At 64.6% G+C, this 14,294-nt stretch carries 13 protein-coding genes, 1 tRNA gene and 1 pseudogene; 13 read left to right on the top strand and 2 right to left on the bottom strand.

What is annotated here, in order from left to right; all coding sequences use genetic code 11:
• Window positions 1-25 precede the first annotated feature (25 nt).
• The gene (locus KJP29_RS01795; RefSeq protein WP_218461838.1) at window positions 26-2,050 is read right to left on the bottom strand and encodes a TonB-dependent receptor plug domain-containing protein; all 2,025 of its coding nucleotides are present in this window, start codon (window positions 2,048-2,050) and stop codon (window positions 26-28) included.
• Window positions 2,051-2,301: 251 nt separating this feature from the next.
• On the opposite strand from KJP29_RS01795, the gene KJP29_RS01790 reads away from it, so the two are divergent.
• From KJP29_RS01790 to KJP29_RS01735, 12 genes and pseudogenes are all read left to right on the top strand, one after another.
• Window positions 2,302-3,351: a hemin-degrading factor gene (locus KJP29_RS01790; RefSeq protein ID WP_218461837.1), complete on the top strand. Its 1,050-nt coding sequence runs from the start codon at window positions 2,302-2,304 to the stop codon at window positions 3,349-3,351.
• Window positions 3,348-4,181, top strand: coding sequence for a hemin ABC transporter substrate-binding protein (locus tag KJP29_RS01785; protein WP_218461836.1), 834 nt, complete (start codon window positions 3,348-3,350; stop codon window positions 4,179-4,181). The genes KJP29_RS01790 and KJP29_RS01785 overlap by 4 nt, the downstream gene beginning before the upstream one ends.
• Window positions 4,181-5,251, top strand: a complete 1,071-nt coding sequence (locus KJP29_RS01780) for an iron ABC transporter permease (protein WP_218461835.1) — start codon at window positions 4,181-4,183, stop codon at window positions 5,249-5,251. The genes KJP29_RS01785 and KJP29_RS01780 overlap by 1 nt, the downstream gene beginning before the upstream one ends.
• Before the next feature lies 1 nt (window position 5,252).
• The gene (locus KJP29_RS01775; protein ID WP_218461834.1) at window positions 5,253-6,026 is read left to right on the top strand and encodes a heme ABC transporter ATP-binding protein; all 774 of its coding nucleotides are present in this window, start codon (window positions 5,253-5,255) and stop codon (window positions 6,024-6,026) included.
• Window positions 6,027-6,038: 12 nt separating this feature from the next.
• Window positions 6,039-6,701: a MotA/TolQ/ExbB proton channel family protein gene (locus KJP29_RS01770; RefSeq protein ID WP_255553399.1), complete on the top strand. Its 663-nt coding sequence runs from the start codon at window positions 6,039-6,041 to the stop codon at window positions 6,699-6,701.
• Window positions 6,698-7,084 carry a biopolymer transporter ExbD gene (locus tag KJP29_RS01765; protein WP_218461833.1) on the top strand — a complete coding sequence of 129 codons (387 nt, stop codon included), beginning with the start codon at window positions 6,698-6,700 and terminating at the stop codon, window positions 7,082-7,084. The genes KJP29_RS01770 and KJP29_RS01765 overlap by 4 nt, the downstream gene beginning before the upstream one ends.
• Window positions 7,085-7,465, top strand: a complete 381-nt coding sequence (locus tag KJP29_RS01760; protein ID WP_218461832.1) for a biopolymer transporter ExbD — start codon at window positions 7,085-7,087, stop codon at window positions 7,463-7,465.
• Between the two features lies 1 nt (window position 7,466).
• The gene (locus tag KJP29_RS01755) at window positions 7,467-8,306 is read left to right on the top strand and encodes an energy transducer TonB (protein WP_218461831.1); all 840 of its coding nucleotides are present in this window, start codon (window positions 7,467-7,469) and stop codon (window positions 8,304-8,306) included.
• Between the two features lie 234 nt (window positions 8,307-8,540).
• A pseudogene (locus KJP29_RS01750) lies at window positions 8,541-8,798 on the top strand (glucose-methanol-choline oxidoreductase); the annotation flags it as partial.
• Window positions 8,799-8,896: 98 nt separating this feature from the next.
• Window positions 8,897-10,516, top strand: coding sequence for a long-chain fatty acid--CoA ligase (locus tag KJP29_RS01745; protein WP_218461829.1), 1,620 nt, complete (start codon window positions 8,897-8,899; stop codon window positions 10,514-10,516).
• Window positions 10,517-10,525: 9 nt separating this feature from the next.
• The gene (locus tag KJP29_RS01740) at window positions 10,526-11,977 is read left to right on the top strand and encodes an aldehyde dehydrogenase family protein (RefSeq protein ID WP_218461828.1); all 1,452 of its coding nucleotides are present in this window, start codon (window positions 10,526-10,528) and stop codon (window positions 11,975-11,977) included.
• An 18-nt stretch (window positions 11,978-11,995) separates the two neighbouring features.
• Complete coding sequence (locus KJP29_RS01735) at window positions 11,996-12,661, top strand: TetR/AcrR family transcriptional regulator (RefSeq protein WP_218461827.1); 666 nt, start codon at window positions 11,996-11,998, stop codon at window positions 12,659-12,661.
• 32 nt (window positions 12,662-12,693) lie between these two features.
• Here KJP29_RS01735 and KJP29_RS01730 read toward each other — a convergent pair.
• Window positions 12,694-12,770, bottom strand: a tRNA-Met gene (locus KJP29_RS01730).
• 168 nt (window positions 12,771-12,938) lie between these two features.
• Here KJP29_RS01730 and KJP29_RS01725 point away from each other — a divergent pair.
• Window positions 12,939-14,081 (top strand): sialidase family protein, encoded by a 1,143-nt coding sequence (locus tag KJP29_RS01725; protein ID WP_218461826.1) that lies wholly within the window; start codon window positions 12,939-12,941, stop codon window positions 14,079-14,081.
• The last annotated feature ends 213 nt before the right edge of the window (window positions 14,082-14,294 follow it).

Genomic DNA, 14,294 nt, shown 5'->3' with positions numbered 1-14,294 from the left:
GAGCGCCTTTCCGGTTGGCTGGCTGTCAGAAGGTCTTCGCCAAGGTCACCTTGAAGGTCCGACCCGGTGCCGCGCGGGTGGCGAGGTGCGGCGTGTAGTCGAGGTCGAAGAGGTTCTCGACCCCGAACCGCACTTCGGCCCCATCGAAGAACCCGTCTTGCGGGCGATAGGTGGCGCGCAGGTTATGGACGGTCGAGGCCGGCGTCGGTGTGGCCGTGTTGTTCATGGCGAAGTCATGCACGACCTCCCACGACACGTCGTACTCCTCGCCAAAGCGTTTGCCGATTGTCGCGCGGATCTGGTTCGCCGGAATGCCGGACCAATCGCCTTGCACGCCGGTCGCGTCGGTGCCCCAGCCCCGCATGAAGTTCGCGTTCACGTCGGTGTAGAACCCGTTGGCCAACGAATAGGAGCCCTCCAGTTCGACACCCCGGATCAGGGCGTCCGTAATCGGAACCCGCGTCGGCGTGGTGTAGGAGGTGATATCCCACACGTTCGTCTGGAACCCGTTGACCTTCAGGCTGAGCTGGTCGCCCGAGGCAAAGACTGACGCACGGTCGAAGCTCACGCCCAATTCATAGGACCGGGCCTTTTCGCTCTGGGTCATATAGGTCGGATAGTTCGCCGAAGTCGGGTCGAGGTCGTCGATGATGGGCAGGTTTTCGGTATAGGCGACGCTCCCGAACACGGCGAAACCGGAGCTGCCGAATTCATATCGGCCGGACAGGCCGCCCATCAGGGCGTTGTTGTCGAAATAGGCGGTCGTGGCGCTGCCGATCCGCTGGTTCTCATAGCGAATTGCTGGCGTCACGGTGAGCCCGCCCCAGGTGATGTCGTCCACGGCGAAGACGGCATACCGGCGATCCGTGCCACCGGGGGCCGAACTGGCATCCGCCCGTTCCTTCCACACGCCTTCGACGCCGAACCGCAGGTCGTGCGCGATCGCGCCGGTGTAGAAGAAGGCCTGGTTCTTCAGCGTCACCTTGTTGGTGATATACCGGTGATCCGCATCGCCCAGCCCCATGACGGAGGCAGCGACGAAGGGCCAGGATGGCGTGCCTTCAAAGGACGAAGACCCCGCGATATAGGCGCTGTCGATCTGCTGATCGGCCCGGCTGAAGGCGGCGGTCACGTTGATCAGGTCGCTCGCCTCGCTGTCGAACTTGTACTCCAGCGTCGCCGTCCGCGACCGCACCGTGCGGTCCACGTTACCGAACATGTCCGAGGTCAGGCCGAAGCTGTCGTAGGGCACGTCCTCTTCGGCCGCCGTCGTGTCGGAATAGGTCGCACGCAGCGAGTGTTCGTCGGCGTTGCCGAAGGTGTAGAGCATCCCGACCATATAGGTCGGCAGGTTCGACGGCTTGACGTTGATCGGATTGCCAGCCCCATCCACCAACACGCCGTTGTGCCGGTAGGTATAGTTGCCGATCACGCCGAAATTCTCGGTCGGCTGCCATGCCACGATGGTCGATGACGCCGCCTGATTTCCGTTCGTCCCGACCTCGATGGTCTGACGCAGACGAAAGCCCGTCTCGCCTTCGGTGATGTCGATGGCATCCTTCGTTTCGGCGCGGATGAGCCCCCCGATGATGCCCGAGCCGTATTCGAAGGTGCCCGCGATGCCACGAACGACCGTCACTTCCTTGTAAAGCGCCGGGTCGGTGAAAAGCTGCGTGCCGACGCGGTAGATTTCTTCGGACCCGACATCGGCGCCGTTCAGCTGGATCGCGATCTTCTGGTCGGTGCCATTCGACGCGGTCGCGCCGAAGCCACGAATGTTGATGCTCGACCCCTGCGGCGTGTTGCCGTTGACGATGGTCACGCCGGGCACGGTGTCGACGAGCTCTGCGATACTGTCGGCCTGCCGGTCCTCAATCTCTTCCTGATCGACGGTGGTTTCGGCGGTGGCAGTGTCGGTCGCGACCTCGCGTTTGGATTCGGCCAGATAGACCGTATCGAGGTCGAATGCCTCCTGCGCGTGAGCAGGCAAGGCCATGGCGAAAGCGACGCTGGCAAGCAGCCCCGCGCGCAAGGATATCTGCGCGTTCATGTTCATCCCTTCCAGGTTTTTCGTGGAAATGGCGAGCTTGCGCAGGGAATCCCGGGCTGGCTTGGCTTGGCCGGTCACCCACGTACCGGCCAATCTTTGCGTGGAATTGCAAAGGACTTGCGCCGCCTATGATATCCGAGTATTTCAGTCAAGTAATCGGCGCGCGAACGCGTCCGTACCCAGCCAGGCGCGGCATTTGAGCCACAGCGCAGCAAGGTAAGCCAATCACGAACGATGAAAAGGAGCACCGCATGGCGGTTCTGGCTTCGCTGTCGCCGCGCGAGATACGCGCCGCGCTGACCGAAAACACCACGTTGCGCGCGCGCGATCTCGCCGAAAAACTCTGCATCTCGGAGGCCGAGCTCGTTGCCGCCCAGGTCGGGCACGGCGCGGTCCGTGTCTCCGCGCATCCGGACGACATCATGGGCGCGGCCCCCGCTCTGGGCGAAGTCATGGCCCTGACCCGGACGCCGTCGGTGGTGCATGAGAAGGTCGGGACCTATGGCAACTACCAGTCAGGCCAACATGCGAGCATGGTCCTGAACGACGCCATCGACCTGCGCATCTTTCCGCAGCATTGGGTCCACGCATTCGCCACTGAGACCGTTGGAGAAAACGGCCCGAAGCGGTCGATCCAGGTCTTCGACGCGGCCGGCGACGCCGTTCACAAGATCCACCTGCGCGACGCCTCGAACCACGATCATTGGGACAGCGTGATCGCGCACCTGGCGACGGGGGACCAGACCGACCAGATCGTCGTCGCGCCGCGTGTCGCCCCGACCGCCCCCATCGAACGCCCTGAAAAGACCGATGCCCTGCGCTCCGAGTGGGACCGGATGACCGACACGCACCAGTTCATGTTGCTGACGAAGAAGCTGAAGATGAACCGGCTCGGGGCCTACCGCGTGGCAGGCGCGCCCTATGTGCGGAAACTGACGACCGATGCCGTCGACCGCCTGCTTCCCGAACTGGCGGACAGGGAAGTCCCGGTCATGGTCTTCGTCGGCAACCACGGCTGCATCCAAATCCACGCAGGGCCCATCCTTCAGACGAAGGTGATGGGACCCTGGATGAACGTCATGGACCCGGGCTTCAACCTGCACCTCAGATCCGACCACATCGCAGAGGTCTATGAGGTGCGCAAACCGACCAAGCGCGGCATGGCGATTTCGGTCGAGGCCTTCGATGCGGACGGCGGGATCATCCTCCAGATTTTCGGATTACGGAAGGACGGCGAGGATCATGTCCCGGCCTATGTCGACATCCTGCGCGACCTTCCCGATGCCGAGGTGGCCTCATGATCCGTCCTGCGTTCTTGACCTGCGCGATGGTGCTCGCCCCCCTGCCCGCACTTGCGGACAGGGTGCTGTCCATCGGCGGCTCCGTGACCGAGATCGTCTACGCGCTGGGGGAAGGCGACCGGCTCGTCGGGCGTGACAGCACCTCGACCTGGCCCTCCGCCGTGCAGGAGCTTCCCGACGTCGGCTATATCCGGCAGTTGTCGCCGGAGGGCGTCCTGTCGGTCGCTCCCGACCTGATCGTGAGCGAAACGGGCGCGGGGCCCGTGGAAGCGGTGGATCTTCTGCGCGCCGCGGCGATTCCCTTTATCGAGGTGCCCGACGGCTTCACCGAAGAAGCTGTGCTTGCCAAGATCCGGGCGGTCGCTTCCGCGCTCGACGTGCCGGAAAAAGGCGAAACGCTCGCCGCCTCCGTCGCCGCCGATCTGGACGCGGCCGAAGCCGTCGCGGTCAGAACCGCGCCGCCCCGGGTGCTGTTCATCCTGTCCACGGCCGCCGGACGGCTGACGGCTGCGGGCGAGAACACCTCCGCCGCGGCCATCATCGAACTCGCCGGCGGCGTGAATGCCGTCCAGGGCGTCGAGGGGTATACCCAGCTCTCGGACGAAGCAATCATGGCCGCAGAGCCGGACGTGATCCTGATGATGGACCGCACCGGCGATCACGCCATGGAAGATGACGAATTGCTCGCCCTGCCCGCGCTGGCCCCGACCCCGGCCGCGCAATCACGCTCCGTCGTCCGCATGGACGGCTTGCTCCTCCTGGGCTTCGGACCCCGCGTGGGTCAGGCCGTCCGGGAACTCGCAAGTAAATTGACCAAGGCCTCGGGGTGATGACGACCATGGCCGATATGACGATGGACACGCCGACCGATCCGGGTTGGCGTGCGCGCCGCGCGACCGTTGGGCTGGTGGTCGCCCTCTTCGTCGCGGCGACGGCCAGTCTTTTCGTCGGGGCGACCGGATTGAGCCCACTCGGACTTCTGCATGACCTCGTCACCGGCCAAAGCCTCGATTTGCGTGCGCAGGTGGTCATTCTCGATATCCGGCTGCCCCGGCTGGTCATGGGCCTTCTGGTGGGTGCCTCGCTGGCCGTGTCCGGCGTCATCATGCAGGGGCTCTTTCGCAATCCGCTCGCCGATCCCGGTCTCGTCGGTGTGAGCGCGGGCGCCGGGCTGGGCGCGATCTGCGCCATCGTTCTGGGCGGGCTCCTGCCGCCGGCGTTCATTGCGATCTCGGGCTTCGCCCTTGTGCCGCTCGCCGCCTTTGCAGGAAGCTGGCTGTCGGTCATGGCGCTCTATGCCATCGCAACGCGTGGCGGACACACGTCGGTCGCGACGCTTCTTCTGGCCGGGATCGCGATTGCCGCCCTTGTCGGCGCGCTGTCCGGTGTTCTGATCTTCATGGCCGACGATGCCCAATTGCGGACCCTGACCTTCTGGGGACTGGGCTCGCTCGCCGGTGCGACATGGATCAAGCTGGCCGCCTCTGCCCCGCTGATGCTCGCCTGCCTTGTCGCGGCGCCGCTTCTGGCGCGGGGGCTCAACGCCCTGACGCTGGGGGAATCCGCCGCGCGGCACATGGGTGTCGGGGTGGAGGCGTTGAAGCAGGCGGCCATTTTCATCGTCGCGGGCGGCGTCGGGGCGGCTGTCGCTGTGTCCGGCGGTATCGGCTTCGTCGGTCTCGTGGTGCCGCATCTCCTGCGCCTGTCCACGGGACCCGATCATCGCTACCTGCTGACCAATGCCGCGCTTCTCGGTGCCATCACGCTCGTCGCGGCGGATATGGTCGCGCGTTCCGTCGTCGCGCCTGCCGAACTTCCCATCGGGATCGTCATGGCCATTGTCGGCGGGCCCTTCTTCCTCTGGCTTCTCATTCGCCGGCGCGGGTTGATGGAGGTCTGACATGCTGATCGTGCGGAACCTGAATGTTCACCTCGGTCGCAGCCATACGCTGCGCGACGTCGACTTCACGGCCAAGGCCGGCGAGGTGACGGCCATCGTCGGCCCGAACGGCTCCGGCAAGACAACACTCCTGCGCGCCATCTCGGGCGACGTCGGATTTGCCGGAACAGTCACCATCGAAGGGCTGGATGTGCAGCGCGTGAAGCCCTGGGCCCTCGCCGAGCGCCGTGGGGTGCTGGCCCAGTCGACCACGGTCGCGTTCCCCTTCACCGTGGCCGAGATCGTTCAACTGGGTCAACGCGACAGCGCCCCAGGAATGTCCCGCAACCTGACCGAGCGCGCGCTTGGGCGGGTGGGGCTGTCCGGCTTCGGACCGCGCCGATACCACGACCTGTCCGGCGGCGAACAGCAGCGGGTGCAGCTTGCGCGCGTCCTTTGTCAGATCTGGGAACCGGTGGGGCCGGACGGGGCGAACTGGCTCATCCTCGACGAACCGGTCGCCAGTCTCGACATCGCCCACCAGCTCGAGGTCATGACGCTCGCGCGAGACTATGCGCAGGCCGGTGGCGGTGTCGTCGCGGTCATGCACGACCTTAACCTCACCGCGATGTTCGCGCAGTCCATCGCGCTCCTGTCCCAAGGCAGGGTCGTCGCGCAGGGCGGGGTCGACGAAGTGCTGACGGATGACCGCCTTGGCACCGCCTATGGCTGCAGGCTGCGGGTGAATACCGCGCCGACCACCACATTCATCCTGCCGCAGGCCGCGGCGCTCTAGATCGGAGGCATCATGGACACACGCTGGAGCGAACTCCTCGACTTCATGGACAAGGGCGGGGTCGCCATCTGGGTGATCGCGGGGCTCGGCGCCCTGACCGGGGGCCTGATCCTGTGGAAGCTGCTTCGTCTCGCGGCGCTCCGGGTCTGGCGTGCCGGGCCGGCCGAACGTGCCGTGCAGGCATATCTGGACGGAGACGCGACGGCCGGCACCGGCCCGACCACCGGCACCTACGGTCGGCCGATTACGGCGACGATCACGGTCATGAACGACAGCCGGCTCGACGACACGGCGCGCCGGGAAGAGATCGGGCGCGTGGCCAGTGGCGAGATCCAGAAGTTGCGCAGCGGGCTGCGCGGGCTCGAACTCATCGCCACGGTCGCACCGCTCGTCGGGCTTCTCGGCACCGTTCTTGGCATGGTGACCGCCTTCCAAGCGCTGGAGCAGGCTGGCAGCCGAGCCGACCCCTCGGCGCTCGCCGGCGGCATCTGGGAAGCGCTACTGACCACCGCCGCCGGGATGGCCATCGCGATTCCGGCACAGGCTTCGCTTGCCTGGTTCGAAAGCATCGCGGAACGGGCACAGGCGCGGATCGAGGATATGGTGACCCGTCTGCTGGTCGCCCCGCGAGCCGCGACGACCTCGGCGCGGCGCTTCATGGACGTTGCCGAATGACCGCCCTCGCCCTGCCCCGCACACGCCGGTCCCGCAAGCCGAGCCTCACGCCGATGATCGACGTGGTCTTCCTGCTGCTCGTCTTCTTCATGCTGGCGAGCCGTTTCGGAGGCGAGAACGCGATCCAGCTTGCTGGTGGAACCGCCGGCGAGACGACCTATGCCGGCCCGCCCCGGCTGGTCGACGTCCTGCCCCAGGGCGTGCTGCTGAACGGCAGTGACATCCGGGAAGAAACGCTGGCCGCCCAGCTCGAGACCCTGACGGCGGAACCCTCGGACACCATCGTCATCCGGGCGCGCGAGGGGGCCGACGTGCAACGGCTGGTGGCCGTGATCGAAGTCCTGAGCGATGCGGGCTACACCGGTTTGGTCATGGTGGACTAGATGCGGATCGCAGGCGTCGCAGCACGAAAAGAGCCGGCCGAGAACGTGATCCCGATGATCAACGTGGTCTTCCTGCTCCTCGTGTTCTTCCTGATCACCGCGCGGATCACGCCGCCGCCACCCGTCGAGGTCGCTGTCCCTACGGCGCAAGGCGGTCCTCTGGAAACGGCCTCCGACGAAATGCTGATCGGGCCATTCGGCACGCCCTACTACGCGGGACAGGTTGGCGATGGCGTGTGGACCGCGCTTGCGGATCGCCACAGCGACGACCCCCTGACCCTGCGGGTGGATCGCGCGATGGCCGGGTCCGAACTCGCCCGCGTCCTTGAGCGGGTCAGTCGCGTGACCGGCTCCGGCGTTGCGCTGGTCGTGGAGGACTGAGATGCGGGACGTGTTCGAAATCCTCGGTGCATCGGCCTTCGTCTCGGTTCTTGCCCTGATGCTGGTTCCGCTTCCGGAGCCCTCCGCCTTGGGAGGCTCCGGCGCGGGCGGCACACAGACGGTGAGCCTTCGCGCCTCCGACGCCTCGATTTCGGAGATGGTGGAAAGCTGGGAAAACCCGCCCGAGGTCGAACTCGAGGAGGCCGTGGCCCTGCCGCCGCCAGTGGCAGATGCCGCCGCTCCGGCGTCCGTGCCACCCATGGACCGTACTGCTACGGACGCGCCGACAACGCTGCCCCTGCCGACGCCCGTCGCCGTGCCAAGGGATGCCGCGCCGACGACCAACAGGACCGCGCCCGCCCCTCCGGCGCCACGCCATGCGCCCGCCACGTCACCGCGTCCTCCAGCCCGACCCGCAGCCCGGTCGGACGCGGAACCGGTGAACCGGACGCAGGAGGCCGCCAAGCCCTCGGCCCCGCGTGCGGCGCAGACGGGCGCGGGGCAAGGGGGCGGCCAGACCAGCGGCACAACGCGACAGGCCGAACCGGCGCGGCTGAGCGCGGGACAACAGGCAACGCTCATGTCGCGTTGGGGCGGACAGATCCAGACCCGCATCGCGCGGCGCGCGTCGAGAGGCGCAGGCCAGGGCACTGCGGTTGTCGCCATCCGCGTGTCGGCCGGCGGGGGCCTGCTTGGCGCGAGCATCGCGCGCAGTTCCGGCAACCCCACGATCGACCGTCTGGCGCTTCAGGCCGTGCAATCCGCCGGTGGCTTCCCGGCCGCGCCGCAGGGACTCGGGTCCGGGCCTTTCTCGTTCAACGTGCCGATCGCGAGCCGGTGACGACCGACTGTCCCGGCACTTGATTCTGACTTTTCGTGCCCAGTCCGGAGGGCGTCGATCGCGTCGGCATCACCGGTTTTCAGGGAAACGCTCCGCTCGGGCCGACGCTTTACTATCTGGAAAAGCTGACAATTTCTCCCCACTGGCTCTTCTGATCATTATTCTGGACAGTTGTCCAAGACATATGCTCACATTATGGGAGAACGAGGAAGCTCTGTGAAGGGGGGATTTGAAATGTCCAACAGGACCGCTTCTGACGATTTGATCGTTGGCGGAGGATCGGCCGGATCAACGCTTGCCGCGCGGCTGAGCGAAGACCCCTCGGTCTCCGTCTGCCTGTTGGAAGCGGGCGGAAATGGCGACCACATCCTGATCAGCGCGCCTGTCGGGACGGTCGCGATCCTGCCGGGCCATGGCAAGATCTCCAACTGGGCCTACGAGACCCTGCCGCAACCGGGCCTGAACGGGCGTCGGGGATATCTGCCGCGCGGCAATACGAATGCCCCCACCATCATGATCGCGGAACACGCCGCCGACATGATCCGGATAAACAAACCCGCCGCAATCGCAGCAGAATGAAGGAGCAAGCCATGTCCGGCACGATGATGACACAAGCGCTGACCACCGGGTCCCTGATTGCCCATGCCGAGAAATACCACGCCGGGACCGAGATCGTCTCGGTCGAGACGAACGGCACCAAGGCCCGCACGACATGGGGTGAGGTCGGCGCGAACGCCCGGCGGATCAAGGGAGCGCTCGACAAGCTGGGCGTCGCGCAGGGTGCGCGATGCGCCACCATCGCCTGGAACAACCGACGGCACCTGGAGCTTTATTTCGGCATCGGCGCAGGCGGACGGGTGACTCATACGATCAACCCGCGCCTGACGCCGGAGCAGATGATTTTCATTCTCAACGATGCCGAGGACGAGGTGCTGTTTCTGGACCGCACCTTCCTTCCCATCGCGGCAAAGCTGGGCGCGCACCTGAAGACGGTGAAGCATCATGTCCTAATGGGCCCGCGCGATGACGAAGCCGCGGCACAGGTCGAGGGGCTGCTGTTCTACGACGAGCTTCTGGACACCGGCGATGCCACCGCCGACTGGCCCGACCTGGACGAGAACGCGCCCGCCGCGCTCTGCTATACCTCCGGGACCACGGGAAATCCCAAGGGTGTGCAATATTCGCACCGGTCGCTGGTGCTGCACTCGATCGGCGGAAACCAACCCGACGGGCTGAACATCGCGGCGCGCGACACGGTGATGCCGGTCGTGCCCATGTTCCATGTAAACGCCTGGGGTGTGCCCTATATCGCCGCCTCTGTCGGGTCCAAGCTGGTGATGCCGGGGCCGAACCTCGACGGTGTCAGCCTTGCCGAGTTGATCGACACAGAGCAGGTGACGCTCTCGCTCGGTGTGCCGACGATCTGGATGGGGCTTCTCTCCGCGCTCAAGTCGACCGGCATCAAGCCGACCTCGATGACGCGCACGGTCGTGGGCGGCTCCGCCCTGCCCCCCTCGATGATCCGCGATTTCCGGGATGGTTACGGGGTGGAGCTGATCCACGCCTGGGGCATGACGGAAACCTCGCCGCTGGGCACGCTGAACCAGCTTCTCCAGAAGCATGAAGGTCTGAGCGAAGACGTGAAGGCCAGACTGCGCGAAGGACAGGGCCGCCCGCCTTGGGGCGTGGATCTGCGGATCGTGGACGAAGCCGGGAACGAACTGCCTCGCGACGGCGAAACCCAGGGTGAACTCCAGATCCGGGGCCATTGGGTCGTGGAAAGCTACTTCGGCCAGGACGGAAGCGCGCTGACCAAGGACGGCTGGTTCGACACGGGCGACGTCGCCACGCTGGACGCGGATGGCTACATGGTGATCCGCGACAGGTCGAAGGACATCATCAAGTCGGGCGGCGAATGGATTTCGACTGTCGAACTCGAGAACATCGCCATCGCCCACCCGAAGATTGCCAACGCCGCCGCCATCGCCGCGCATCATCCGAAATGGGACGAGCGCCCGGTGATCATCGCCGTCGCCGCCGAGGGACAAACACCGGACGAAGCCGACGTGCTCGCCAGTTTCGAGGGCAAGGTTGCAAGTTGGCAGGTCCCGGACCGAGTAATTTTCGTCGATGCGCTGCCGCTGGGCGCCACCGGGAAGGTCCTGAAAAACAAGCTGCGCGAATCTCATGGCAATGTGCTTCTGGAATAGGCTTAAGAGATGAACCAGATCGCAACCGACATCACGCCGGATATGTCCCGGCTGGATCGTGACCTTGCCGCGCTATCCAAGGGCGCGACGGACTGGGCCCGGACCAGCGACGCCGAACGCATCGCCGTTCTTGCCCAGATCAAGGACAACCTGCTTCAGGTCGCCGAAGGCTGGGCCGAGACCGCGGCTCGGCGCAAGCTGCTCCCGCCTGACCGGCGCGAGGGCGGCGTCGCCTTGGTGCTGGGGGCAGGCAACATCGCCTCCATCGCGCCGCTCGACGTGTTCCAGAAGGCCTTTGGCGAGCATAAGGCGGTCATCCTCAAGATGAACCCGGTGAACGATTACGTCACCCCGTTTCTGGAGGCCGCGCTGAAACCCCTGATCGACCGCGACGCGCTCCGTATCGTCAAGGGCGGGGCCGAAGTCGGAAGTTATCTTTGCACCTACGATCAGGTCGACGAGATCCACATCACCGGGGCCGCCGCATCGCATGATGCGATCGTCTGGGGACCCGGCGAGGAAGGGGTGCGAAACAAGGCCGCGAACACGCCGAAGCTCACCAAGCCGATCACGTCGGAACTTGGCGCGGTCTGCCCGACGATCGTAGTGCCCGGCAACTGGTCCAAGGCCGATGTCCGTTTCCAGGCCGAGCATCTGGCGACACAGAAACTGCACAACTCCGGGTTCAACTGCGTGGCCTGCCAAATGCTGGTGCTGCCGAAAGTCTGGGCCCAGAAGGACGATCTGATGCGCGCGCTCCAGGACGTGATGCGCGATATGGATGCGCCTCAGGCCTATTACCCGGGTACCGCAGACCGCATGGCAGGCTTCGCGAACCACGCCCAAACGCCAACCTGCTTTGATCGCGGCAGCGCCCCGGCGCTCGTGGTCGCACCTGCCGGCGAAGACGATAGCTGGTTCACGCAAGCCGAGGTCTTTGCCCCCGCCCTCTCGATCCATGAGGTCGAAGAAACCGATGCGGAAGCCTATCTCATCGAAGCTATCCGATATGCCAACGAAACGCTTCACGGCACGTTGGGCGCGAACATCCTGATCCACCCGCGCACGATCCGCCAGATCGGCCGCAAACGGTTCGAAGAGATCATAGCGGACCTGCATTACGGCACCATTGCGGTGAACGCCTGGACCGGACTCGCTTTCCTCGCCACCGCCTGTCCGTGGGGGGCGTTTCCCGGTCACACGGTGGAAGACGTCGGCAGCGGTATCGGCTTTGCCCATAACACCTTCATGTTCAACAAGCCCGAGCGCGTGGTCGTGACCGCGCCCTGGCGGCCCTTCCCCCGTGGTCTTCTCTCTGGGCAATTTACCCTCCTGCCGCGCCCGCCGTGGTTCGTCACCAACCGGCGTCAACATGTGGTGGGGCGGCTCTTGACCCGATTCCAGCACAGGCCAAGCTGGTTGAAACTGCCTCGCATTTTCGTCAATGCATTGGGCGGATGAACTGGGAACAGTGCCGACGTGACCAAACTCGACAAGATCACCCGCCTAGCGGAAAAGGCCGAAGCCAAGTCCGAGAAGCGGGCCCGCAAGAAAGACGAACTGGCGGATCACGCGATTACCGCACTCAAACAGCTCGGCTATGCGCGCACGAGCCTGCGCGACATTGCCGAGATGTCGGGCGTTGCCGTCGGCACTTTGCACTACTACTTCGAAGACAAGGTCGACCTGATCACCTACTGCGTGCGCCGGTACAAGGTGGGCTTCGTGGCGGATATGGGATGGATCCTCGCCTCCGATGTGCCGCCGGATCAACTCGCCGATCGGTTCATCAAGGGCCTTTCCCTGTCCATCCGACGCGATGCCGAGACGCACCGGCTCTGGTATGATATCCGGACGCAAGCGATGTTCGACCCCGTCTTCGAAGAGGTCGTGGCCGAGATCGAAGACGGCCTCGTCAACCTTGTGGCAACTTTCCTTGGCCGCGTTGGTGGCACGCAGGTTCAGGCGCGAAGCACCTACCTCGTCCTCGACGCCTGCTTCCGGTTCCACCTTCAGTCGTTCCTGAAAGGAGACAAGGACGCCCCGGCCGGTTTCGAACGGGATGTGGCGGAATTTCTGGGACGTGACTTGAGATGTAGCTGTCGGGATGCGCGACAATGCGTCGGGGTCGTTAGGACTTCGTAGGGGAAATCTAGCGCTTCAACGCGTGGAAAGATTGGTTGCGGGGGCAGGATTTGAACCTGCGGCCTTCAGGTTATGAGCCTGACGAGCTACCGGGCTGCTCCACCCCGCGCCAATCGTTCGGTTGATTTAGTCCATCTGTGTCATGGGCACAAGAGGCCTGCGCCGGAAATTTCGTCTTTTTTCATGTGATCGAACAAGGACTTAACCCTCCGCCGTAAATTGCTTCGAGAATCGGGGCGCCATGGTAGCATTCGGCGAGTCGTCTTGGAGGTTGATCATGTCTGAACCACTGCGCGTCCTTGTCGGAACCACCAAGGGCGTATTTGTCCTCACGTCGAACGACGACCGCGAGACCTGGAATCTTGACGGCCCTCACTGCGATCTGTGGACGATCAACCATGTGATCGGCGACCCCACGACGGGAGAGATGTGGGCCGGTGGTGGCAGCGATTGGTCCGGGGCCGGGGTCTGGCACTCAGGCGATCAGGGCAAGACATGGTCGCTCGCGCCGTTGACCAGCGGCGATATGTTCGAGTGGGCCAAGAACGACCCCGAAGCCGCCACTTTCCTTGGCGTGGACACCTCGGCAACCTTCCCCTTCGACAAGTCCTTCTCGTCCGTCTGGTCGTTGGCGCGCGTCGGGGGCCGGCTTTACGCCGGAACGAAACCCGCGATGCTCCTGACCTCCGCGGATTCCGGCGAGAGCTGGCAAGAGGTCACGGGGCTCAGGGAGCACCCATCGTCTGACAGTTGGCAGCCTGGCGGTGCGGGACTGACACTTCATACGATCCTGACCAATGAAAAGACACCGGATCAACTCCGGATCGCGATTTCCGCCGCTGGCGTCTTCGCAACCGAAGACGGCGGGACGACCTGGGAGCGCATGAACAGGCTCGACAACGACATGGACCAGGGTCATCACCACCACGACAACCAGAACGAAATCGGCCACTGCGTGCACAACATGATCGGTAACGGCGAGGACGGGGCGCTGATCTACCAACAGAACCACAGCGGCGTGTTTCGGTCACGCGACGGTGGGCGGAGCTGGCACGACATCACAGGGAACCTGCCTTCGACCTTCGGCTTCCCCATTGCGGCCGACCCGCACGATCCGTCCATCGTATGGACCATTCCCCTGAACGGAGACATGCAGGGACGCTATCCACCGGACGCCGCCGCCGCCGTTTGGCGGTCGACGGATGCTGGCGAGACCTGGCAGGACATGCGGGAGGGCCTACCCCAGAAAGGGTGCTTCTTCACCGTCCTTCGACAAGCGATGGCAACGGACCGAAGTCCGGAAACTGGCGTCTATTTCGGGACCAACTCCGGCTCGATCTTCGCGTCGACCGATCGGGGCAGAAGCTGGACGGAGATCGCACGACATCTTCCGACTGTGCTGTCCGTCGAAACTCTTTAGAGGCTTGGCCGGAGTATTGTGTGGGGAGAACGCGAACGGGTGGGTGCCAGCGCGTTCGCGCCACGTCTCTTATGTGAAGGGCGCAAGAACAACGAAAAAGCCGCCGAGGATTTCTCCGCGGCGGTTTTGTTGTGTTGTATTGAGAGATTGGTTTCTTTCTAGGTTTGGCGGTGACCTACTCTCCCACGTCTTGAGACGCAGTACCATTGGCGC

This window comes from Maritimibacter sp. DP1N21-5 (genome assembly GCF_019218295.1).
Lineage (GTDB): Bacteria > Pseudomonadota > Alphaproteobacteria > Rhodobacterales > Rhodobacteraceae > Maritimibacter.
The sequence above is the reverse complement of the archived record's forward strand: the minus strand, read 5'-3'. Positions and strand labels throughout refer to the sequence as shown.